The sequence below is a fragment of the Neobacillus niacini genome, from assembly GCF_000759675.1.
In the GTDB taxonomy this organism is placed as follows: Bacteria; Bacillota; Bacilli; order Bacillales; family Cytobacillaceae; genus Neobacillus; species Neobacillus niacini_A.
In genome coordinates, this window is the sequence record NZ_BAWM01000139.1 from 22,613 (window position 1) to 46,029 (window position 23,417).

Genomic DNA, 23,417 nt, shown 5'->3' on the forward strand with positions numbered 1-23,417 from the left:
TAATATTGGGCAGTGTTGAAGCAGACTTTGATACGGAATGAAGCCGGAATAAAGCCTTATTCTGAGCTTAAATTTAACGCAACTAGAATGGGATATCTTCCCACAAAAGCACTTTTTATTGTAAAAACATTATTAGTTTTATAAAAAGGGGGAAGATATATGAAATCAATCAATATCAATACGGTGATTGAAGAAGCAAAATTTAACCGGTTTCATGGCCTTGTTCTGTTCTGGGTTACATTTATCATTGTCTTTGATGGTTATGATTTAGTAGTGTATGGATCGGTTGCGCCCGTATTAATGAAGGAATGGGCATTAGACCCTATTCAGGCAGGCTCACTAGCGAGTTATGCTCTGTTTGGCATCATGCTTGGCGCCCTATTTTTTGGACCGCTAGCTGATAAAATTGGCCGAAAAAATGTGATCATGTTTTGTGTTTTTTTATTTAGTCTATGCACGTTATTGGTTGGATTTGCCAACACGACCACTCAATTTGGAATGCTCCGTTTTTTAGCTGGTTTAGGATTTGGCGGTGTTATGCCGAATTGTGTATCATTAATTACAGAATATGCTCCTAAAAAACGCAGGAGTTCATTGGTTACGATCATGTTTAGCGGCTATTGTGTAGGTGGAATGATCTCCGCGGGAATGGGAATCGTATTAATTCCGCGATTGGGCTGGGAATCTGTATTTTTTGTTGCGGCTTTACCTTTAGTTTTATTGCCTTTCATCTACAAGTATTTACCCGAATCAATAGCGTATCTCTTGGCTAAAGGAAAAACTGAGCAAGTGGGTTATTTGCTATCGAGATTGAATCCCTCCTATATACCTCAGCAAAGCGATCAATATGAACTAGTGCTTCCGCAAAAATCTGGGAATACTGTAGCTCAATTATTCCATAATAACCGCGGGTTAGCTACATTCATGCTTTGGATGTCATTTATTATGTGTCTACTTATGACGTATGGCTTAAATACTTGGCTTCCTAAAATCATGCAGACTGCAGGTTATGAAACGGGATCAAGCATCATGTTTCTCTTAGTGTTGAATTTTGGAGCGATTTTCGGTGCGGTATTTGGGGGATGGGCTGCAGATCGTTGGGGTCCAAGGAAAGTCTTGATTGTCTTTTTTTCCGCAGCAGCTATATCCTTAACATTACTTGGGTTTAAATTTAATATGTTTGTTTTATATTTTCTTGTTGCTACGGCAGGAGCCACAACCACAGGTACATCAATTATAGCGAATGCTTTTGCTTCCCAATTTTATCCGATTCAAATACGCTCGACAGGCGTTGGTTGGGCATCGGGAGTCGGGCGCGTGGGGGCGATCTTTGGGCCGATTATGGGAGGGTACCTCTTGTCGCTGAACTTGCCAACTCAACAATATTTCCTAGCATATGCCATTCCAGGCATTATTGGTGCCATCACGATTGGGTTTGTGAAGCAACGAAAGGGTTCTAACCAGGTGATCGATAAAGATGATATGAGTATTGCTTAATTTATGGGATATCCGTTACTTCAATAATTTAAAATAAGCGAACAGCCTTCGGCATCCATACCGAAGGCTGTTCACATCTGAGCATTCTCTTTTATTTTGTTTGGATAGTTGGATGAATTTCTATCGTCTGATGCTATTCCATCAGAATCATCCAATTCTAGGATGGTTAAACACTAGTTGAGTTACTGTAGAAGTGTTTGATACTAAAATTAATAAAAATGAGCCAAATTTTAAGAAAGGAAGAATATGGTCATGATGTTGAAATATGTACTAGATTTAGAAATGAGTTTAGAGGGATATCGCCAACATATGTACGATTTGGCAAAGAACAAAGGGATGGGCGATCCAGAGACAATAAAAATCAATCAAGAATTATACCGAAAAATTGTATTGTTACAAAAAATACTATCTGAAATTAACTCTGTATCAGCATAATCGTATTTGGCGGTATCAAATATTTCTAGTTTTGAACTTCTCCTGATATTTAGTATGAGTGAAGAAGATGAATGTGAAGCTATCACTACTTTGGGAAAAGTCCTTCTAGAAGAGGAGTAGAAGCATAATCTATCCTGCCATCATTATGGCTGTTAACATGGAGCTTGGGATGATTGTACCGCCTGTAGGATTAAATTTGTTCATCATAAGAGGAATAGTACGTGAAAAATTGGAGGAAGTAACGAAAGGAGTAGTTCCCTTTATTGCGGTGTTTATTTTGGTGCTGATCGTGATTGTGGTTTCGCATGATTTATCTCTATGGTTGCCTACTTACTTATCAGAATAAATATGAGGCCATATCATATTAATCTCTCATTTTTAGTATTTACAGAAAAGAAAAAATATATTATATTTAATTAAAGATTATATATTATCGACAATATATAAATTGGACGCTCTAGGAAATAGTACAATAACTATAAGGAGTGATCAAAGGAGGAAATTCATATGTCAGAATTTGAAAAATCAACGTTATCTCAGAAAATTGCTGATGAAATTGCTATGCGTATATCCAAAGGAATTATCCAGCAAGGGGAAAGGCTTTTGGAAAATGATTTGATGGACAGCTTTGGCACAAGTCGCGCCCCTATTCGTGAGGCTTTGTTTATTCTTGAAAAAAATGGGTTTGCTGAGCGTATTCCGAGAAGAGGCGTTTTTGTTAAATCATACAGCAAAAAGGAATTGTTTGATTTATATGATACTGTTTATCGCCTGTTGGAAATTGTAGTAAAGAAAATCATTCAAAATACAGCGGAAAATAACTTAACCAAATTAAGCGAACTTGTGAAAGAAATGGAGCAAATCAATCAGGGGAAAAAGGTAAAGCTATATTTTGAATTGATTGAGCAATTTCAATTGGAACTCTTCGATTTGACAGGCAATTTAGTGTTGAAAGACCTGTACATGAGGATTCAAAATCAGCTTACTCCTTTTCGCTATATGTCAATTACACACTCTTCCAGCTTGGAAATGTCTATTGAGGAATATATAGAAATCTTAGCTGGGATTAAAGAAAAGGATGAAAAAGTCGCGCTCAACGGCCTGCATAAAAAAGAAATGCGTGCCTTATCCATTTTGGAAAAAGTAGTTGAAAAAAAGAATATATCAAAGGTCATGTAAATAGATGCGTCCTGAAGTACTTAGTGAAAAATTGCTAAAAAAATAAATTGTGAGGTTAAAGCTATGGAATTGAAAATTAAAAAATTTGCAACTTATATGGCCTAGTGACAGGGTTGCTGCTCTAGTACGAAGGATTATTTCCAATAAAAGTAATTGAATTGTTTGATAAGGTTTATAAAAGAAATGACAATAGAAAAAACAAAAAAACAATTACCATGTGAGTCCTAATTCATCGCAATAAACATCTGCTTCAATAAAACAATTTCGCATATCTGCTTCGCTATCCATTACCTTGAGGATATCATACACTGTTTTTTCTAAATCATCGACAGTTGTATACGGGACGTAGATTATGTACTCATTGGCTATGATTTCCATTTTGTAATGATCCTTTAGGAATTGCTCGATACTTTCTCTTACCCTCCCTTTGCCATATACAAATTTATTGTTATTTTCTATTCGCAATCCCATTCTTATTTTAATCGGTCTACTTAAAACTTCCTGTAAATGAGGATACTCCTCATTCATGCCAACTTCTGGAATTGAGAACCAATATTTTTGAAGCGTGGCATCAGTTAAAAACCATGTAAATGACAAAAAGCAAAAGCAACGACACTTTGTCCATGCGTATCGACATAATTTCGGACTACTTCCATATCCATACAGTGAAAATTTTTGAGGTGAAGATTATGCAACTTACCGCAGTGAATAAAATGCCAACAGCTTTTTCAAGGAAAAATCCATTTCTAGCGAAAGTTAAAAAAAATGTTAATTTAAATGGAACTAGCTCCAGTAAAGAAACGATGCATATCGAGTTATCGTTAATTAGCTCTGGCCTTTCCTATGTCCCAGGTGATGCCCTTGGCATTATCCCTCAAAATGATCCGGAACTAGTGGCTTCCCTTCTCGAGGAAATGGAGTGGAATGAAGAAACGCCAGTAACAATTAATAAGGAAGGTGGTACTCTTCCACTGAAGGTAGCGCTAACCACCCACTTTGAAATTACACTTCTGTCGAAAAAGATTTTACAGCAGGCAGTGGAATTAACAGAAAATGAAGAGTTACGAAGGATTTTGTTAGTTGAAAATGCAAACCAACTGAAAGAATATACATACGGGCGCGATTTGCTTGATATGTTGCGCGATTTCGGTCCATGGAACGCTTCTGCTGAGAAAATTGTGTCTCTTTTAAGAAAGTTAACACCACGTCTTTATTCTATTGCAAGCAGCATTGCTGCGAATCCTGAGGAAGTGCATCTCACCATCGGAGCTGTGCGCTACACGGCCCACGGACGCGAACGAAAAGGAGTTTGTTCTGTTTTGGTTGCTGAACGTCTTCAAGAAGGAGATACGCTTCCCGTATTTATTCAGCAAAATAAACACTTTGAGCTGCCAGAGTCCGGGGATAAAGACATTATTATGGTTGGTCCAGGGACAGGCATTGCACCATTCCGTTCCTTTATCCAGGAAAGAGCAGTGACTGAAGTAACAGGCAGATCGTGGCTATTTTTTGGAGGCCAGCATGCAGCGTCGGATTTCCTTTATCAAGACGAGTTAGAGCAATATCAAAAAGATAGGGTACTGACAAGATTAGTAACTGCGTTCTCCCGTGATACGGCGCAAAAAGTATATGTACAGCATAGAATGCTTGAGAACAGCAAAGAATTGTTCGAATGGCTGAAAAATGGAGCCTACTTCTACGTTTGTGGAGATAAGCAATATATGGCAAAAGACGTCGACAAAACGCTTATTAGTATTATTGAAAAAGAAGGCGCGATGACTCTCGAAGAAGCCGAAGCGTATGTAAATGAGATGCGGAAGCAAGGACGTTACCAACGTGATGTTTATTAAAATGAATAGGTGTTAGTGGTACTGTCGAATTAGTAAAAAAAGAGTGACTTTATTCTGCAATGAGTGCGGTAATAAGGAGTCACTCTTTTTTTAGTTGGTTAGAAAATCCTTTTACAAATGAAATCGAAGTTAATATTCCATCTTTTGCTCAACCAGAAGTGATAGTAAAGTGATAAGGTCTAGTTTATATAACAGCAGCAAATGGTTTCCGTACCAGCTAAGTTGGGGACCTGATGGTATGTTATATACAACATTGGCTCGTAGCCTAATTGCCATTGATCCAGTAACGTTGGATTACAAAGTACTTGAAGAGGATTTCATGAACAGCATGACAATTGGAACTGATGGAAGCATTTATTATGCCCTAGGCAGTGAGCTTCATAAAATTGCTGTACCTGAAACTGATGCAACTTTAAAATCGATTACGATTAATGGGGAAGCCCTGGAAGGTTTTCAGCAAGGAGTACTAAACTATACGGTATACGCTAAACCAACTGAAAATATTCTAGTTGAAGCGAATCAATCAGGTGCCACTTTGGATATCGTACATTCAACCGATAAAACAGCAATTAAAGTCATTGGCACAGATGGAAAATCAACGTTAACGTATAACATTGTTTGGTCAGATAAACCAGGAAAACCAGGAAAACCAGGAAAACCAGACAAACCAGACAAACCAGGAAAACCAGATAAGCCAGTGAAAAAATAAATAGTAGTATCAAGAGTGTGTCCCAACTTTTGGGACACACTCTTTTAACAGTTCTTAATTAATTAGAAAATGCTTCTTCAATAGATTTAATATTGTTGTGTAAGGTACTTTTGATTGTTTCATCGATATCGCTGTTACTTAAATGTTTACGGAAATCTTCGAGATGCTTAAACGCTTGATTTTTATCTTCTTTTTGATAATGATGATCCGCTTGTTTTAACACGTTTGTTAATTGTTGTGCCAAAGAATGAGGAATGCTTCCTGTTTCTTCAAGCTCGAAAATTTGCTCAGATAATGTACCCGTTGTTACTTCAATTGTTATACTTATCGTATTCGTTGTGATCTCATCTCCATTATAAGAAACTTTTGCATGAATCTCTGTTGTTCCTGCATTTTTACCGATGATTTTTCCATCTTCAACGATAGCGGCATCAGGATTTGAATTTACCCATTCTATTTCGGCACCAGCTAAATCGATTGTGTTTCCATTTACAAGTGTAACAGACAAATTGATGTCCTGTTCCGTACCTTGCAGCAATAAATCACTTTCTACCGTCAATGTACCATTCTCTAGTGGAACTGGTAATTGATATAAATTATGGTCGGCTGTATAGTAAATATTGCCTTCATTATCAACATCCATTAATTGAACAGTACCCGTAACTAACTGTTTACTTTTCATCGTTTTCGGATCGATGACTGTTAATTGACGTCCTGCTGTTGTGTAAAGGTATCCTTGATTATCCCAGCGAATGAAAAATGGTCGCCATTGACTTCCTCTGTTTACACCTTTATAAAGTTCCGTGCTTTTAATAATTTCTCTATTTTCTGGATTCATCGCAAAGATTACCGTGTTATAGGCACCTGCTTCATCCAATCCCCATGCGACTCCCCAAATGTTTCCGTCAGGACCCACAGATAATTCTCCAATCATTTCCGGTTTGGCTAATCCTTCGACGTGGAGATCAAATTCTTCATGTGTACCAGTTTCAACATCATATTCAAACATTTTAGCCTTAGGTTCAGTAGGGTCAACACCTAGACCGCCAGCAATGGTTGAGCCGCCAAACACTGTATCGTCTAAATAAGCTAATCCAATAATACTTTGATTTTTAACAATATTACGGATTGTATTCCATTTATCCGTTTTGGCATCATAAATGGTTAACGCACCACCAAGTCTTCCATAATCAGAAATGGTTCCAACAAAGAGCTTGTTATCCCCTGATGTAAAAGTGAAAGGCCTGCTTTGATCATCCCCGATATCCTGTACCATCTCAGGATTATCACCACTTACACCACCTGTATAGTTAAACGGAAGGTCTGGGTCATATTTAAAAATTCTGGCGCCCCCATACGTACCTAAATAAACATCGCCATTTAAAAATCCGATTCCTTCTATTTGGTGAGGGTCCCGTTCATTCAGGATATATTTATCAATAGAAGTATCAAAGACTCCAAATGAACCTTGATAGCCACCCATATAAATTTTTTGGTCATTACTAATTTCTAAACTTTGCATTAACAAACCTTGCATATCGACTTCTGGGTAACTGATTTTTACAGTGTTAGTGGTAGGGTCAAAGATTGAATACTCGATTTGGTGATGTAATATGGCTAATACATCTTTCCCGCTTTCATCTTTTATCCAACGCATCGCCTTTGCAGGTGTGGCAGGCAATTGAACAGTTGGTTCTACTTTTGCTTGTTTATGTGTCGTTATATCATATGTCCATAATTGTTGTGTATTTTTATTAATATAATAGATAATATTTTGGTCATCTGGTGAAGGAGATGAAATGAGCCCATCAAATGTATGCTCATCCTGCCAATTCATGGTGTTTTTCTCTTCGCCTGTAGTCTTGTCGATCGTAACCATCGAAGTTCCATAGGTGACAAAAATATTATTTCCATATTCCCAGATATTTGATATTTGTGTAGCTACGCCAGTGATTGGTAATTTAATTTCTGTTCTTTCACGTGTAGCAAGATCCATTTTCATTAAATAAGCAGTTGTACCAGTTCCTACATATAGAGACTCTTCGGTAATTCCAAGTCCACGTGCATATTGTTGGCCTTCATAGAAAGTGCCTAAATCGGTAAATTGAGCAGATTCAATATCATATTCAAACACTTTAGCATTAGGATATGTAGCGCCATAGATTTTCCCATCCCTTGAAGCCTCTAACTGCCAGACCCAATTATCAGATGGATTTTTTCCAAGCTGCTCAAGACGTTTTTCCTCCACTACGTATCGGTATAAAATTCCATTATATGTGCCTGCAAAATATACATTGCCATCCGCACCGATGACCATTGCCCAAACTACATCACTTCCTGGCAAGTCTTGAGAAAAAATCTTTTTGCCAGTTACAGCATCCGTTGCATAGAAAGTTGCTGGAGAACCGTTAGTTGCATAGTAGAGTTCACTATCACCAATGGCTACTCCTTGAGATTTAGCAGCTAATGCGGCAGGACCATGATTAATGGGTTTACCATATTCAATAGGATAATCTAAGATGTTAGATTCTTTTTCAAATAGCTTTACATCATCATAATATCCCTTCATGTTGGAGGTTGATGGTTGATAGATAAAAACCTTTAGTCCAGTTGCACCAGCTGGAGCTGTTGCTAGTATCTCTACTGTTTGCCACTCATTCAGGGCTGGAATATCAAAATATTTTGGTGTGTCAGAAATATTTTTTCCCTCATCATTATACCAGCGAAGCCATATTCCTGGTTTACCTGTTAATTTTTCGACATAAAGCTGTGCTGATAATTTATATTGATTTCCTGGAGTTATTTCAATTTCCTGACTGAATAATCCTACAACACCGTTATTATCAACCGCTAAACTTTGATCACCGGAATAAACGTTTTTCTCTGAAATCGTCATTCCCGTTTTAAGACCACTAGACCAATATACCCATGAAGGCAGAGCTGTTTCAGATGGTGGTTTTGCTTCAAAACCACCATTTTCTACATTAAGCTCTTTCCAACCATCTGTAGTGGTAGCAGAAACCGGTTGCTGGATTAAGGGAAGTGATGATAAAACTAGAATCGCTGCCAGTAAACAGATATAAAATCTTTTTAATTTATATTTCAAAGTGTTTTTCCTCCTTGTCTACAAATCTATCTATGGTATTGATAAAGCTTATGCCCTCTTGCAAAGTAGATGTTTCCATCTGGATCCATTGCGAATAGGTTTGCATCGTCTACTAATACTTCATGAGCCAAGGTATCAGGGTTGATTTTAAATAATTCTCCGTGAGCTTGACCGTATAGATAGCCATCTTCGTCAAATTGTAGGAAGCCACCACGCCATAGATGTCCGATTGAATCCCAATTCATTGAATACAGTTCCTTTGTAGCAACAACCTGGTTTGTGGCTATATCGTATTTAAATAAAATACCTGAAGTAAGGCCCCATAGGTTTCCATCTTCATCAAAGGTTAGGGCAGAAATTGCTTTTTCTCCGGGAACTGGAATGGTTTCGAACTGTTTCTCACCGGTGTCCATATTATAGACAAATAATTTTGCTTCTTTCTCTGTCGGGGAAATACCTAAACCACCCCAAACAGAAGTGCCCCCATATAATAGCCCATCCTTATATGCTAATGAGATAACACTTTGATTTTGAACAATATTCCGATGAAGTGTATAATCATTTGTTGCTGGATCAAATATGGTTAATGCTCCACCAAGCTGTCCATAATCCGGAACCGTACCAATGGCCAAAAGATTTCCTGCTGACTTTAAAGCAAAGGGACGATCTTGACCTTGTGATTTTAAGCTAAAATGCTGAACAGGATTTTCACCAATCTCATAGCTTTCATTCGGATCGTAGGAATGTAAGAACCCACCAGGATAGATCCCCATGTATAAACGATTCTGATGGGTAATCATTCCTTCGATTTGTCCAAGTCCTTTGTTCTCCGTAACTTGGTTCGTTACATAGTTAAATTCAGCTAGTCCGCCAGATAAATATCCACCAATAAAAATGTTGCCATTAGGACCTTGAGTAAGGGATTGGATACTAACAGGTTGACCGCTCAATTGACCCTGTAAAATTTGATGATTTCCGGTAATCGGATTGTAATGACGAATTTTTCCATCCCAAGCAATGGATACTAATGTTTTACCTGGGTATTGACTATTTTCAAACTTTGCCCAGCCGAAATCTCTTGCTGAGAAAAGTTTATTAAAACCAGTTGGTGTTAATTTCAAAGAGTTTAAATCATAAGAGTACAGCTCTTCGTTTTTAATAAAATAAACCAAATTACCTGGCCCTGGTTCAGAAACATCAAGTCCATTCGCACCATCAATCTCATCCACAATCTTCATTGTTTTCAAGTCAAATACTAGAATCGTATTACTAGAACCGGTTACCCGCGCGAACATTTTATCGCGGATCACATCGATATCATATACATTGGTTCCTTTTGCATACTTTTCAGCCAGTGGAATTTCTACCTTATTACCAGAATGTATATCTACCTCGACAAGATTTGCTCCATTTGTTCCCAGACCAACATAAAGCTTGTCTTTATAGACAGCGAGACTTCTGGCATATTGTTGTCCCTCCATGATTTGCCCATAATCGCGAAACTCATTGGTCTCTGGGTTATATTGGAATACTTTTCCGCTAGGAAAGGTCCCCCCATAAATGCGTCCTTCGTCATCTGACTTTAGTCGCCAAATAAAAGATTCACCTGGAATCGGATTCCCTAAGTTTTCTACATGATCTGCACCTGGAACATATCTAAACAAAGAGGCTTTTGAGTTTGTTCCGATATAGACATTTCCCATAGGGTCAACCGTTACCCCCCATGCTCCACTGGCGTTCTCAAGTGGAAAGCTAGCAACACGTTCACCGGTTTTTGCATCAAGAACATTGAAAACAGCAGGGGAACCGTTGGCCACTGCGTAAATCCAATCTTCACCATTTGGACCTTTTCCATAATCAGCTGCGGGAACGGAGACTGAATTAAGAACAGTACCAATCTCACGAACATTGTTTTCTTCAGCAGCTGTACGATCATTTCCAACAAAACTTGAAAATAACAAGAAGACTAAAACTGTAATCAAACAATAAGTAAATGTTTTGCTTTTCATAGCTTACCTTCCTTTCAGGTTATGATGGGTTAGGGAGATGATGTTGTATTGAAATTGTTGTTTCACTCACTACCTCTGAAAACGTTTACAATTTATGCTTGCTTAATTCACCTCGATTTCCTACTCACTCACTTACTTTTTGTAAGCTGGAGTATAAAAAAGATAATAATTAGAACTATTAAAAAATTTCTAATTTCAGTTAAAGAATATATAAGGGTTCTAGTCTTTAAAATGACGATAATAATTTTAGGTCTTTAGTAGGTAGAATGAATTAAAATTTTCTCAAATAAACTGGATGTATTAACAAAAAAAGTCCGATTAATATGAAATTTATTTAAGTCTAATTAAAGACAGTTTTTGGACTTGTCACACTTTTCTGATAGAAATACAATGGGGAAGATTAAGTGGATGTTAGTTCACCTACTATCAATCAAAAAGGAGAGGGGTTTTTCTGTGGCTAGGATAAAGAAGGTAATGCTGTTATTGTTATCTATTTTGTTAGCGCTTTCTTATACTTTTCAAGGAACATCGCTATTTTTAGAAAAAGTTAGTGCGGCTACTACTTCAAGTACTATTTTAGTAAATAATAGCAGTTTTGAAGAAGCAGTAGTGGATGGGCGAATACCAAGTTGGACATCATTGTTCGCAACAGGGGAAGGAAACAAGTTTGAAGTATCAAATGCACAAAGTGCAACAGGAGAAAATAGTCTTCATATTTCCGATACGGATAGGGGAAAATCAGTTGGCTTGCTAAGTGAACCTATTGTCGTTCAACCAGGGGATTCGTACACAGGAACTACGATGTTGTATTTGAAAGCCGATAGTACTGCAAGCTTGCGCATACAATTTTATGATGAAAATAACAAACAGATTCCAACAGTAGAGTATGTTACACATAGTGAAACATCTAAGGGATTTCCAGTAGAAAAATGGACAAAGGTTTCCACTCCATCTGCCAAGGCTCCAAGTAATGCGAAATATGCGAGAATAGTAGTCTTTACAACAAGCTATGCCATTGCACAAGCCTATTATGATGATGTTGCAATTGAGGGTGAAATAGTAGTAGAACCGATCGGCACTGACGTAAGAAATAGGAGCTTTGAAAAACCATTATTCAACGGGAAGATCCAATACTGGGATTCGTTGTTTAAAGTGGGAGCAGACTATAACTATGAATTGAATAACGAGGTTAGCTCAACAGGGGATTATAGTTTGAGGGTTTATGATCAATCAAGAAATCAGTCAGTCGCTTTAATTAGTGATTATGTTTCTGTTACACCAGGGGATTTTTATACAGGTGCGAGCAAGCTGTATTTAAAAGATGGTGGTACGGCAAGCATAGATATTCGTTTTTATAATGCAGATGATACCCGGATTGATGTAGGTGCAACTGAAATGCATTATCAATCAGGAAAAGACGTTCCGGTCGAAGAATGGAGTGATATTTATACTAGACAAGTAGTTGCACCGGATGATGCAACCTTTGCAAGAATGGTATTATATACAACATCGTACCAAATTGCTGAAGCTTATTATGATGATGCTACGATTATTCATGAAGCAGATCTATCACCAGCAAGACTAACGATTACTGCTCCTTCTCAAGTGGACGAAGGTGAGACATTTACAGTCAATTTAGAAGCTGCAAGAGTGAAAGAACTTTATCATGTTGATGCCGATCTTATCTATGATCGTGAAAATTTACAGTTCATAGGATTTGAACCACTTGGTTCCTTTGCAACAGAAAATGCATCCGTAACTGCAGTGGATTCAAATGGGAAAGTTAACATTCTAGCTTCTACGAATCCGGAGCAGCCAATAGATACGGATTCAGGTATTGTTCAATTACAGTTCAAAGCGAGTTCGGACTCTGGGCAGGCTTGGGCAGTATTGAGTAAAGAAACGTTAATGAACAATGAATTTCAGTTGGAAAATGATCAAACTACATTGATTACTATTGGAGAAATGAATGGGAAACTAGGAAACTTAGTTTTTGGTGAGCCTGAAAACCTCCAATCCCCGATTGCAGATACTCTCGGATTGTTTGATGGACGTGCTGGAAATGAAGACGGTGTCAATGTCATGTATACGACAGTAAAAGGAATTCCTCCAGTATTTCATGTTATTAATATTGATGACCATAAACTTATACGCAGTTTGCCGATGGAAGGTGCTGGGGACGTTTGGAGCCATACGATCGCACCGAATGGAGATGTATATGTTGCTGCGGGCGGACAGCTATGGGTCTACTCTCCTGTAACGAAGGATATTAAAAAAGTTTATACGCATAGTACAGAGAATGTATTTTGGGCACTTGAACATGATGAAGCTGGCAATATTTATATTGCAACAGGTCCATTAGGGAAAATTATTAAATATGATCCAAGTACACAAACAGCACATGATTATGGTCGATTAATGGGTCATATTAGCCAAGAATATGTACGTTCTATTGATTATAGTAATGGGTATGTATATGCTGGAACTTCACTCGGCGAGATTTATAAAATAGATGTAAAAACAGGTGAGAAGGTTGAAATTGCCTCTCCACTTAATGAAGAAGGCTATGTGTATGATTTAGATATTGTCGATGACAGGCTGTTAATTGCCCGTTTTGAAACGTCCCAAACAAGATATGTGTATGATTTGGAGTCAGAAGAATGGCTAGATATAAAAATTGAAAACAGTACTTCCGGTCTTCATCTACCGAATACATCACTAGATGGAAAAATTTATATGCCGGTTAATGGGAAAATTGCTTCCTTTGATGTCAATACATTTGAGTTAGCAGGGATTGTTGATTATGGTACAGGATTTAGAGGTGCTGATTGGGTAGAGTCACCTGACCCTGAACTTCCAGGGATAAGTTTGGTGACGATGAATTTTTCTGGCAGCTATATATTCTTTAATCCAGCTACGGGAAAAATTAAAACAATCAATAATTTCTTGCCTCCTTCTCCTTCTATCACACACGTGTTTAAGAAGGGTGCGAACGGAAAAATCTATATTACCGGTATGCAAGCTTCTAAGGCAGCCGAATATGATGTGTTTACGAAAGAATTAAAGCTTTTCCCTATGGGGCAAGCTGGAGCTGTCATTCCTTACGAAGACAAAGTCTACTTTGGGGTTTATCCAGGTGGTGGTTTTGAGGAATATATTCCAGCAAGCGGCAATAATCCTAGGAAACTATTTAATATTGGAGATGAACAAGATCGCCCGATTAGTGGAATTGAAGCCGAAGGGAAAATATTTGTTGGGTCGATACCAGAATATGGCGAACTTGGTGGAGCTTTAATGGAGTATGATCCATCTGGTCAAATCCCAGAAGAATCTTACAAGGTATACCGCAATATTGTAGAAAATCAAAGTATTATATCTTTAGCGTATAAGGATGGAAAAATTTATGGGTCCACAAGTATTAACGGTGGACTTAGTTCTGAGACAAATGCTACTGAAGCAAAAATCTTTGTGTGGGATATAGAAAAAGGAGAAAAAATAAAGGAAATTTCATTAAATATTCCTGGTCTTTATAGCCCTCCTGCCATTGGTGGACTTACCATTGGTTCTGATGGGTTACTATGGGGTGCTGTGAATGGCATTGTGTTTGCATTGGATCCAGAATCACTTGCATTAATTAAGTATAAAAATTTGTTCCCTTCAGATGGTTCTTGGGGACAATGGGGAGCTTATAATGTCGAATGGCATGACGATATTCTTTATATGCAGCTTGGCCGCCGACTTGTAGCCATTGATCCGATTACACTTGATTTTGTTTACTTCGAGGATTCTGAAAGCTTTACGATTGGTGAGGATGGGCATCTATATTATTCACCACGTTCTAATCGAACCTTGATGTACAAGGTAACTATAACAGATAAAACACATCCAGGAAAATTAAACCTGAATGGCCCAGTAATGGTTGAACGTGGGGAAGAATTTGAACTAACACTTAATGCTAACCAAGTCAATAATCTTGATCACTTTATTGCTCAATTGGAATATGATTCGAAAATCCTTAAATTTAAATCTGCTGAGTTGGTTGGTAAATTTAGTGAAAAGGGTTCAGAAATCCAAGTAACAAATAAATCTGGCAAATTAAAGATTGCAGCTGCATTAACAGACGGTAAGTCGATAACAGAAGATGCTCAAATAGCTGTGATTCGCTTCAAAGCTAAAAAAAATACTGACTTAACTAGTATTACACTTTTGGATGAATCTGTGGTTTCCTCTGTAGACAGTGATGACGACGTAATCACTGGAAAGGATCAATCCATTACTGTGAAGGTTGTACCTTCAGAAAAGGGGAAGCAACCAGTAAAACCAGTAAAATCAGGAAACTAGATTGAATGAAACTTGAAAAAGGACTACATTTACCAGAAATGGTAGTGTAGTCCTTCTTTTTATTTTTTCCCAAACGTCGATTTCATCCGTAAGACAGGGTTATCTTCTATGGAATCGTCCCATTGAAGAACTTGCGCGTAATCGAGCAGTATTTATAACAAATATCGGCCCAGAAAAGGAAAAAAGAGTGCTCACATGTATGGGCACTCTTATACTTATGGACTAGATTAATATTCTATAATTTTTTTCCTACTATTAATTTTGTGAAGAGCACGGTTGCTGCACCAAGTAATGGCTACAGCTAACACACTTCCAGTAAATAAAGGGATGATCCCTGGTATGAATCTTACAATAATCATTAGAAGCATACATGATGTAAAAATAAGAATCGTTTCTAAGAGGGCACTGGCGCCGATTAAAAATGATTGTTTAATATATTGAAAGAATTTCATTTCAAATTGTGTGTAGATAGGAAAGAAATACAATAAAGTAACGATATAAGAAATAGTAATAAATCCGATAACGGAGTAAAGCCACTGTAATTTGTCAACATTTCTTAGTACAAATAAGAAGTCAAAAACTAACATGTAGCCAATCACGATAAAAAAGATTCCATATTTATTCAGAGAAATAAACTCTTTCTTATAGGTGTTCCAAAAAGTAGGGAACATTTTCTCAACTGGTTCTTTGCGCAGCCACTTTTGAACAATCATATACATGGCACCAGTAGAGGGGAATAGACCAAATACACCAAAACCTACTAGAGTAAAAATGATCCAAAGTATATTTAAATAAGCCACCTTTAACATCCATATTGCAAAAGTATTAAACTTTTCCCACCCAGTCAAATAACCCACCTCATTATCACCAAATGATTTTTAAGTATAGGCTGTGTTAAAGGCTATTGTTCATTTTATAACCCTGTTGATTTGTGCGGAAAGCGAAGCGCCTGGAGCACAAATCAACAGGCAAGTTTAACACAGCCTAAATAAATTTGTAAAAATAGTGTAAATGAAAATATTTAAAGACATTTAATAGACTTGTCACATAATAAATAATAGAAAGTAGGAGATATAGTTTAGTTGTATTATAGCATAATTCAGAATGTTAACTAAATGAATATAAGAAGAGGTGAAACGAATGGTAGAGTATCGATTATTACAAGAAGGAGAATTTCAACAGGCTATTGATTTAGCTGATAAAGTATTTCGTAAAGAAGGACATGTGTCTATGGGAATTGCCTTTCCTCAAGTGTTTTCTCCAGCATTAAATCAATCATATGGTGCCTTTATTGATGATAGATTAGTCTCTTTTATCGGATTAGTCCCATCAGTTCTTCATATCCAAGGTGCGAAAGTCCAAGCCTTTTCGATTGGGGCTGTCTGTACAGAGCCTGATTATCGAAAAAGAGGTTTAGCCAATACACTTTTACAAATGATTTTTGAACATATCAATAAGTCAGGTGCCTCTGTTCTATTTATTTCTGGAGATTTACCAATCTACATAAAACAAGGATGTAACTATTATGGAAAAATGAAGCAATATAAAATTCATCAAGGTGATCTTACATTGGAAGTGGCATATACAATTCGCGAGCTACAACCATTTGACTGGTTTCAGATGAGAAAACTAAGTCATAATCGTCCCATCCGATATGAACAAAGTATTTATGAAATGGCTCTCCTTAATGAGGCAGCGGGATTTGCTAGTATTTTTAAAATGAAACATAAAGTTCTTGTAGCGGAAGAGAATCAAGAATTAAAAGCATTCTTAGTGTTTGGGATGCCATATCTGGAACAAGAAAATGTAGATTCTCGGGTGATAGAATGGGGAGGCGACCCTCAAGCCATCCCAAGTTTACTTGCAGAATCCTTTAAATATCGTTTAAATTCTTTGGTGGTCAATATTCCTGACTTTGAAAAAGCCCTTAACCAACAGCTCGACTCACTAGAGAAAGTGGAAGTACCGTATCCAGGAACAATAAAGATTATGAATGTGGATTTACTATTAAATCAGCTTGGTTCATATTTTAATGGAAAAGTAGAAATATCGAATGAAGATGAAAATAATAAAAAACTTATCTTTAAACAAAATTCTGTAGTCATAAGTAATCAGGAATTAGAAGAGTTGATTTTAAAAGGGAACATAAAGTTTGATTCCTATTTAGATGATCTCTTTCCAGTGCCCTTTCCGTTTCCACAAGGGTTAAACTATGTTTAACCAGTCTTAAATAATAGAGGGACTATATTATTTCATGATTTATATTAAAGACACTTTATAGACTTGTCACAATATTTTAAAAAAACTAAAATGTAGTTATGAGGAATTTATGGGTGCTCATTTCAGTACTATTTGTTAACGCTTTCAACTTAATGTTTCTTCACATAAGGGATATAGGATTTAAGGAGGGGATCAATAAAAAAATAAAAGTTTATAAGATTTTAAGACTTTAAGATTTTTATTTCAATAATTAAACGGGGGGTTTATTACATGAAAAAGAAAAGTCAATGGTTACTGATACTTATGGTAGCATTTAGCTTGATTCTTGCAGCTTGTAGTGATGAGACAAGTTCGAAACCAGGTGATGATAAGGGTGAGAAAAAAGTTGATGGTGAAATAACGGTTTGGGTACATCCTTATACTAGTGATGCTAAGAAAGAAGAAGAAATGTGGAAAGAAATTACTGCAAATTATAATAAAGAGTTTCCTGATGTAAAGGTAAATATTGAAACGATTCCATGGTCTAATCGGGATCAAAAAGTGTTAACTGCATTAGCTGCTAACAATGGACCAGATGTATTCTATGCCATTCCTGACCAAATGCCACAATATGCAGATGTAGGAATGCTTTTAGAATTAGACCCATATTTAGATGATGCGGATCTTGAAGGATTTGTTGATTCTTCATTAGTATCAACAACATGGAAAGATAAGAAATACGGATTACCAATTTTACAGGAAGCTTATACATTCTTCTATAATGTAGATGTTGTTAAAGCGATTGGTGAAGACCCGGCTAAACTTCCAACTACATGGGAAGAATTTGAAGCCTGGGCAGCAAAAGCGAAAGAAAAAGATTTCTATGCATTAGCTTATGCCGGCGGCGGTTCCATGAACGGTACCATTTATCCATGGATTTGGCAAGCTGGCGGCGGTGTGGTGTCAGAAGATAATAAAGTTCAAATTAATAGCGCAGATAGTGTTAAAGCGTTCGAAATGATTAACAATATGTATCAAAATAAATATATTCCTGAAGATTCGATTACAGCAAGCAACCATAATGAATTATGGTTTGGTGGAAAAATAATGGCTGTACTTGGTTCTGGAATTGACGTTACAATGCTGAAAAAAGAAGGTAAGTTTGATTTTGCCATTGCAGCACCATTAAAAAATAAAGAACAATTAACGTATGGTACGACTGGAATGTTTGTTGTGCCTTCTAACAGTGACAATCCTGATGCAGCAGCAGAATTTGTAAAAGCAGTTACAAATGCTGAAAACCAACGAGTTTTTAATACTGTGACTCAATATATTCCAACACAAGAAGAAGCGAAAGATATTTTTGATTCAAATGAACATATGAAACAACTATCCACCTATACACAATATGCATTACCTGGTGTCATTCACCCTAAAGGTCGTGCAATAATGCCATTTATTCAAGCAGAAGTTCAATCAATGATGTCAGGTGAAAAAACTCCTAAAGAAGCAGCAGATGCAGCAGCTATGAAAATTGAAGCTGAATTAGCTAAGCCGTAAACGAATAGTTTCTTTAATTAGAGAGTTTTATTCCAACGTGAATAAAACTCTCTGTTACTTAACTAAAGGCTGTGTTAAAAGTTATTGTTGATTTTGTAGCAATGTTGATTTGTGCGGAATGCGCGAGATCCTCGAAAATGCTATCGCATTTTCTTCGTGCGGTGATTATTCGAGGAAGCTTATTCAATGTCCTGCGGGAGGACGGGGCAGGGGAGACCCCGCAGGCGCTTTAGCGCCGAGGAGGCTCCCCGTGCCGCCCGCGGAAAGCGAAGCTCCTGGAGCGCAAATCAACATTCAAGTTTAAAGCAGCTTAACAAAATAGGAAATAAGGTGATTGCTTGGAAAAGGTCATGGTAAACCATAACAAGATGACTTTGAAAAATGAAAAAAAAGTAAAGCGTCCTCTAAAGCAAAGAATCAAAGACGAATGGAGAAAGAATGCACTCGTCTATATTATACTTGTACCAATTTTAGCTCATTTCCTTGTCTTTCAAGTCATTCCATTTATTTATAGTTTTATATTAACCTTTCTAAATTATAGAATTATCGGTGTTTCAGAATTCGTTGGTTTAAGAAACTGGATGCAATTTTTTAATGACGACATTGCATGGAAATCCATTTGGAATACATTATTATTTTCCTTCTATTATATAGTTCCTACAATGGCACTTGGATTAATTTTGGCACTTGTCATAAAGTCAGGAATTCGATTCACCAAATTGATTAAAGGAGTATTTTTCCTTCCTGTTGTCACATCGTTTGTTGTTGTAGCAGGAATATGGGAATGGTTATTTTCGGGAACAGAATCAGGTTTTATTAACTATTTGTTAAGTTTTATTGGGGTTAATACCCAATTATTTTTATCCGATTCATCACAAGCACTTATCGTATTAGCTGGATTGAGTATTTTCAAAGTATCCGGAAGTACAATGATCTATTATTTTGCTGGATTGCAGTCGATACCAAAGGAAATGTATGAAGCTGCGAAGATCGATGGTGCCTCACCTCTTAAATCCTTTTGGTTGATTACTTTCCCATTATTAAAACCAATTCATTTCTATGTATTAATTATTACAACGATTGGGTCTTTCCAAATTTTTGACTCAGCGTATTTATTAACAAGTGGAGGACCGAACTTCTCGACAAGTACGATTGTATATTATTTATATACGATAGGATTCACTAATTTGAATTTTAGTTATGCAGCCGTATTATCATATGTATTATTCGCTATTATCTTAGTCATTTCGCTGATCCAGAGAAAATATTTTGGAAATGATCAAAATATTTACTAATGAGACAGCGTGATGTAAGGGAGATGAAATAACTTGTTAAAAAAAATAGTAAAATATTTTGTAATGTTCTTCCTAGGATTTTGCTTTCTCCTTCCGTTTTTAATAATGGTTTTAAGTTCACTAAAAGAAACAACTTATGCATCCTTGGATCCATTATTTTGGCTCCCAGATAATCCATCTTTAAATAATTTTATTTACCTGTTTAGAAATGACAATTTTCTGCGTTGGATTTTTAACTCAATTGTCGTGACCATCATCCCTGTTTTTTCACAAATGTTTTTTGCAGGTGTTTTAGGTTATATATTCGCTAGGAAGCAATTCGTTGGTAAGGAAATCATTTTCTGGACGTTTATGGCAGTTATTATGATTCCGCAACAATTACTAATCATTCCTAAATTTATCATGTTTTCAAAATTTGGCTGGATTAATGAATATCAAGCATTAATTATTCCAGAACTTTGGGCTATTATGGGGGTATTTTTAGTTCGCCAATTTATGCAAGGTATTCCGATGGAATTAGATGAAGCCGCTCGGATGGATGGGGCCAACGATTTTCAAGTTTTTCGTAAAATTTATATGCCATTAGCATTTCCATCGATTGCGACCGTTGGAACCTTTGCATTTGTAAGTAACTGGAATGATTTATTTCAGCCGTTAATTTATATGACGAATGAAAAAATGTATCCCATTACAGTAGGTTTAGCTTCTACTTTAAATAAGGAAGGGAATTTTGGAATTGAAATGGCAGGGGCTACATTATCATTTATTCCAACCTTCTTAATCTTTTTGTTCTTCCAGAAATATTTTACAGAAGGCATACAGATGTCAGGTTTGAAATAGGTCTCTCAGTTTAGTAGAGGAGAAGGAATATGGGGAATTTAAACATTGGGATGATTGGTCTAGACACCTCTCATGCTGTGGCTTTTACAAAATTATTAAATGATCCGAATAACCACTTTCATGTAAAAGGTGGGAAGGTTATGATGGCATGCCCAGTTGGATCATTAGATTTTGCTTTAAGCTATTCTCGAATTAGCGGGATAACGAAGGAAGTTGAACAATATGGGGTACGAATCGTTGAGACCATTGATGAAGTAGCAGAGCAATGTGATGCCATTTTATTAGAATCTGTAGATGGCAGGGTACATTTAGAACAATTAAGTAAAATGGTCATGTTTAATAAGCCAATATTCATTGATAAACCATTTTGTCTAAGTTCATCTGATGCTTCTAAAATGGTGGAACTATCAGAGAAATATAATACTCCAATCATGAGTTCTTCTGCGTTGCGTTTTGCTGAAACCTTAGGTCAGGCACTTTCTGCACAAGATAAAGGCAATATTATTGGTGCAGACTGTTTTGGTCCAATGGAAATGGTTGAAACGCAGCCAGGCTATTTTTGGTATGGGATCCATACAATTGAAATGCTTTATGCCATATTAGGGTCTGGAGCGAACAATGTAAGGACGGTATCCAATCAGGACTATGATTTGATTATTTCACAATGGGAAGATGGCAGAATAGGTACGGCAAGAGGGAATAGAAAAGGCAATTATAATTTCGGTGCAGTTATTCATTATGAAAATGGTAATGAATATGTACGAATCGACTCATCATCAAAACCGTATTATGCTAGTTTACTAGAACAAATTTTGCTTTTCTTTTGCGGCGCAAAACCGATTGTACCCGTAAGTGAAACGCTGGAAATTATTCGTTTTATTGAAGCGGCCAATGAAAGTAAAGTGACTGGGGAACTAATGTGGATTTGAGTGGCTATTGGGATGAGAGACAATATGAAACAGCGGGAAATTTACTAATCCTGCCGTTTCATTATCTCTATAAAGTTATTGTTTTTTGTCATCCATTATAAAACTAAGCCGATAAATTCGTCTTGGCCTGCCTTTATAGGTGATTTTTTCTTCTCCTACAATATCTACCAAATTCGCATCCATCCATTTTAAAAGGATCCGGTGGGCACTTCTCGTTGTAATGGTTAATGTCGAGGCTAACTCTTGGGCAGTATAATCATATTTTTTATGACGTGCCACCCTTGCCATTAACTTGGTCATATATGCAGCAGACATTCCAGCTTTTTCCGCTTTGTCTAGTAATTCAGCATCTGTGATTGATAAATCATATTTTTCATATTGGGTATCGGTTATAATATCAACCGGTCCAATTACACTTTGATCTTCTCGAACGATGTAACAGACATTACCACCTAATTCTTTAGATTGACGAAGTGCCATCCTAGCATGGCTGCCCGCCTCAGCTGCGGAGCGCCCGAATCCAACACCAATGCTTATTGACACGCCCAATTCGCTTTTGGCAGCATTTAATAATGGAATAAATTTATAACCACGTGTTTCTCTTTCAAAAATACCACGTGTGGTTATAAAGGAAAATTCTTCCCCTCCTGAATTGATTAAATGGCCATCAAGGAGTTTTGTGTAATTCAGCATCATTTGTTGAAATCTCAGCTTCAGTAATTGTACTTCATGTTCAGTTGTATATTTTTCAGTTGCTTTATCAAATTTATCAATATCGATAATTCCAAAGACAATTTGAGATTCCTTATTTTTCCGGGCTTCCGTTGCGAGTAATGCGCGTTCAAGAGAAACAATAATATCCTGATAAGTCGGTGTAACCCATTCGTTAGGAATGCCCAATTCTGACAGTTTCAATGAAACTTCCTGAATGCCGGTAATGGCGATAGAGCCATATTTTTGATAATTTTCTTGATGAAATTGAACAATCGATTGAGTCGAATTGGACTGATTATAAGTAGGAAAAGATTTAAATTGATATTTTGTTTCACCTAAATCATAAAAAATATGTTGAATGTATTTTTCTTCGACGGTATCAATCGATAAATATAGTAAATCATATTGATTTTTAATCAGAAACAATGACCGATAAAGACCTGTCCCCATTAAAGGGACATAATGAGCCGGAATTGAAAAGTTCACAAGCTGTTTTGCCTTAAAGTATGTCGGAAATTCAGTGAATAAAAGAACTTCAACTTTATTGATCAAGTTAACGATGATTTCCGGAACGATAGTAGATGGTGTAGCATTTAGAAAGATAGGATGAAAATTGGGGAAGGCTTCAAGCGCTTTCATTATTTCTTTGTCAAGTGCTTCAGGACCAACGATTCCAATAATAATTTCGGGGACGTTGTTAGATAATTGGTTAGTCTTCATCTTGTCATCTCCTGTTTAAAGACACATTAAAGAA

Annotated in this window: 16 protein-coding genes and 1 pseudogene; 12 read left to right on the plus strand and 5 right to left on the minus strand. The window is 36.7% G+C overall.

The features are described from left to right. Window positions 1-159 precede the first annotated feature (159 nt). The 4 genes from TR08_RS25320 to TR08_RS25335 all read left to right on the plus strand — a co-directional run bounded on the left by TR08_RS25320 (window position 160) and on the right by TR08_RS25335 (window position 3,111). Window positions 160-1,497, plus strand: coding sequence for an MFS transporter (locus tag TR08_RS25320; RefSeq protein WP_045522973.1), 1,338 nt, complete (start codon window positions 160-162; stop codon window positions 1,495-1,497). Window positions 1,498-1,743: 246 nt separating this feature from the next. Next, the gene (locus TR08_RS25325) at window positions 1,744-1,932 is read left to right on the plus strand and encodes an aspartyl-phosphate phosphatase Spo0E family protein (protein WP_238579245.1); all 189 of its coding nucleotides are present in this window, start codon (window positions 1,744-1,746) and stop codon (window positions 1,930-1,932) included. Window positions 1,933-2,077: 145 nt separating this feature from the next. Beyond that, the gene (locus tag TR08_RS25330) at window positions 2,078-2,278 is read left to right on the plus strand and encodes a TRAP transporter large permease subunit (RefSeq protein ID WP_045522977.1); all 201 of its coding nucleotides are present in this window, start codon (window positions 2,078-2,080) and stop codon (window positions 2,276-2,278) included. Between the two features lie 161 nt (window positions 2,279-2,439). Beyond that, window positions 2,440-3,111, plus strand: a complete 672-nt coding sequence (locus TR08_RS25335; protein WP_045522982.1) for a GntR family transcriptional regulator — start codon at window positions 2,440-2,442, stop codon at window positions 3,109-3,111. Between the two features lie 480 nt (window positions 3,112-3,591). On the opposite strand, the pseudogene TR08_RS31500 reads toward TR08_RS25335, so the two are convergent. Then, window positions 3,592-3,779: pseudogene (locus tag TR08_RS31500) on the minus strand (Tn3 family transposase); the annotation flags it as partial. Window positions 3,780-3,800: 21 nt separating this feature from the next. Between TR08_RS31500 and TR08_RS25345 the strand changes: the two are divergent. Both TR08_RS25345 and TR08_RS25350 read left to right on the plus strand, forming a co-directional pair. After that, window positions 3,801-4,961: a sulfite reductase subunit alpha gene (locus tag TR08_RS25345; protein WP_052427631.1), complete on the plus strand. Its 1,161-nt coding sequence runs from the start codon at window positions 3,801-3,803 to the stop codon at window positions 4,959-4,961. 238 nt (window positions 4,962-5,199) lie between these two features. Beyond that, on the plus strand, window positions 5,200-5,670 hold the full coding sequence (locus tag TR08_RS25350) for a hypothetical protein (RefSeq protein ID WP_045522988.1): 471 nt from the start codon (window positions 5,200-5,202) through the stop codon (window positions 5,668-5,670). Between the two features lie 58 nt (window positions 5,671-5,728). Here the strand turns inward: TR08_RS25350 and TR08_RS25355 are convergent, their stop codons facing one another. Together TR08_RS25355 and TR08_RS25360 are read right to left on the minus strand one after the other, a co-directional pair. Continuing rightward, entirely contained in the window at window positions 5,729-8,776 is a 3,048-nt protein-coding gene (locus TR08_RS25355; RefSeq protein ID WP_045522990.1) for an FIMAH domain-containing protein, read from the minus strand. Window positions 8,777-8,802: 26 nt separating this feature from the next. Further along, window positions 8,803-10,785 carry a hypothetical protein gene (locus TR08_RS25360; RefSeq protein ID WP_081954654.1) on the minus strand — a complete coding sequence of 661 codons (1,983 nt, stop codon included), beginning with the start codon at window positions 10,783-10,785 and terminating at the stop codon, window positions 8,803-8,805. A 453-nt stretch (window positions 10,786-11,238) separates the two neighbouring features. Here TR08_RS25360 and TR08_RS30565 point away from each other — a divergent pair, with 453 nt between their 5' ends. Beyond that, window positions 11,239-15,126, plus strand: a complete 3,888-nt coding sequence (locus TR08_RS30565; protein WP_052427632.1) for a cohesin domain-containing protein — start codon at window positions 11,239-11,241, stop codon at window positions 15,124-15,126. Window positions 15,127-15,353: 227 nt separating this feature from the next. Here TR08_RS30565 and TR08_RS25370 read toward each other — a convergent pair whose 3' ends face one another. After that, window positions 15,354-15,974 carry a YesL family protein gene (locus tag TR08_RS25370; protein WP_045522992.1) on the minus strand — a complete coding sequence of 207 codons (621 nt, stop codon included), beginning with the start codon at window positions 15,972-15,974 and terminating at the stop codon, window positions 15,354-15,356. Between the two features lie 292 nt (window positions 15,975-16,266). On the opposite strand from TR08_RS25370, the gene TR08_RS25375 reads away from it, so the two are divergent. The 5 genes from TR08_RS25375 to TR08_RS25395 all read left to right on the plus strand — a co-directional run bounded on the left by TR08_RS25375 (window position 16,267) and on the right by TR08_RS25395 (window position 21,949). After that, window positions 16,267-17,346 carry a GNAT family N-acetyltransferase gene (locus TR08_RS25375; RefSeq protein ID WP_045522994.1) on the plus strand — a complete coding sequence of 360 codons (1,080 nt, stop codon included), beginning with the start codon at window positions 16,267-16,269 and terminating at the stop codon, window positions 17,344-17,346. A gap of 270 nt (window positions 17,347-17,616) precedes the next feature. After that, window positions 17,617-18,885 carry a sugar ABC transporter substrate-binding protein gene (locus TR08_RS25380; RefSeq protein ID WP_045522996.1) on the plus strand — a complete coding sequence of 423 codons (1,269 nt, stop codon included), beginning with the start codon at window positions 17,617-17,619 and terminating at the stop codon, window positions 18,883-18,885. A gap of 368 nt (window positions 18,886-19,253) precedes the next feature. Beyond that, on the plus strand, window positions 19,254-20,180 hold the full coding sequence (locus TR08_RS25385) for a carbohydrate ABC transporter permease (protein ID WP_045523219.1): 927 nt from the start codon (window positions 19,254-19,256) through the stop codon (window positions 20,178-20,180). Between the two features lie 63 nt (window positions 20,181-20,243). Further along, window positions 20,244-21,020 (plus strand): carbohydrate ABC transporter permease, encoded by a 777-nt coding sequence (locus tag TR08_RS25390; protein WP_045523220.1) that lies wholly within the window; start codon window positions 20,244-20,246, stop codon window positions 21,018-21,020. Window positions 21,021-21,049: 29 nt separating this feature from the next. Continuing rightward, window positions 21,050-21,949, plus strand: coding sequence for a Gfo/Idh/MocA family oxidoreductase (locus TR08_RS25395; RefSeq protein WP_045523001.1), 900 nt, complete (start codon window positions 21,050-21,052; stop codon window positions 21,947-21,949). Between the two features lie 75 nt (window positions 21,950-22,024). Here TR08_RS25395 and TR08_RS25400 read toward each other — a convergent pair whose 3' ends face one another. Beyond that, the gene (locus TR08_RS25400; RefSeq protein WP_045523002.1) at window positions 22,025-23,383 is read right to left on the minus strand and encodes a hypothetical protein; all 1,359 of its coding nucleotides are present in this window, start codon (window positions 23,381-23,383) and stop codon (window positions 22,025-22,027) included. Window positions 23,384-23,417 lie beyond the last annotated feature (34 nt).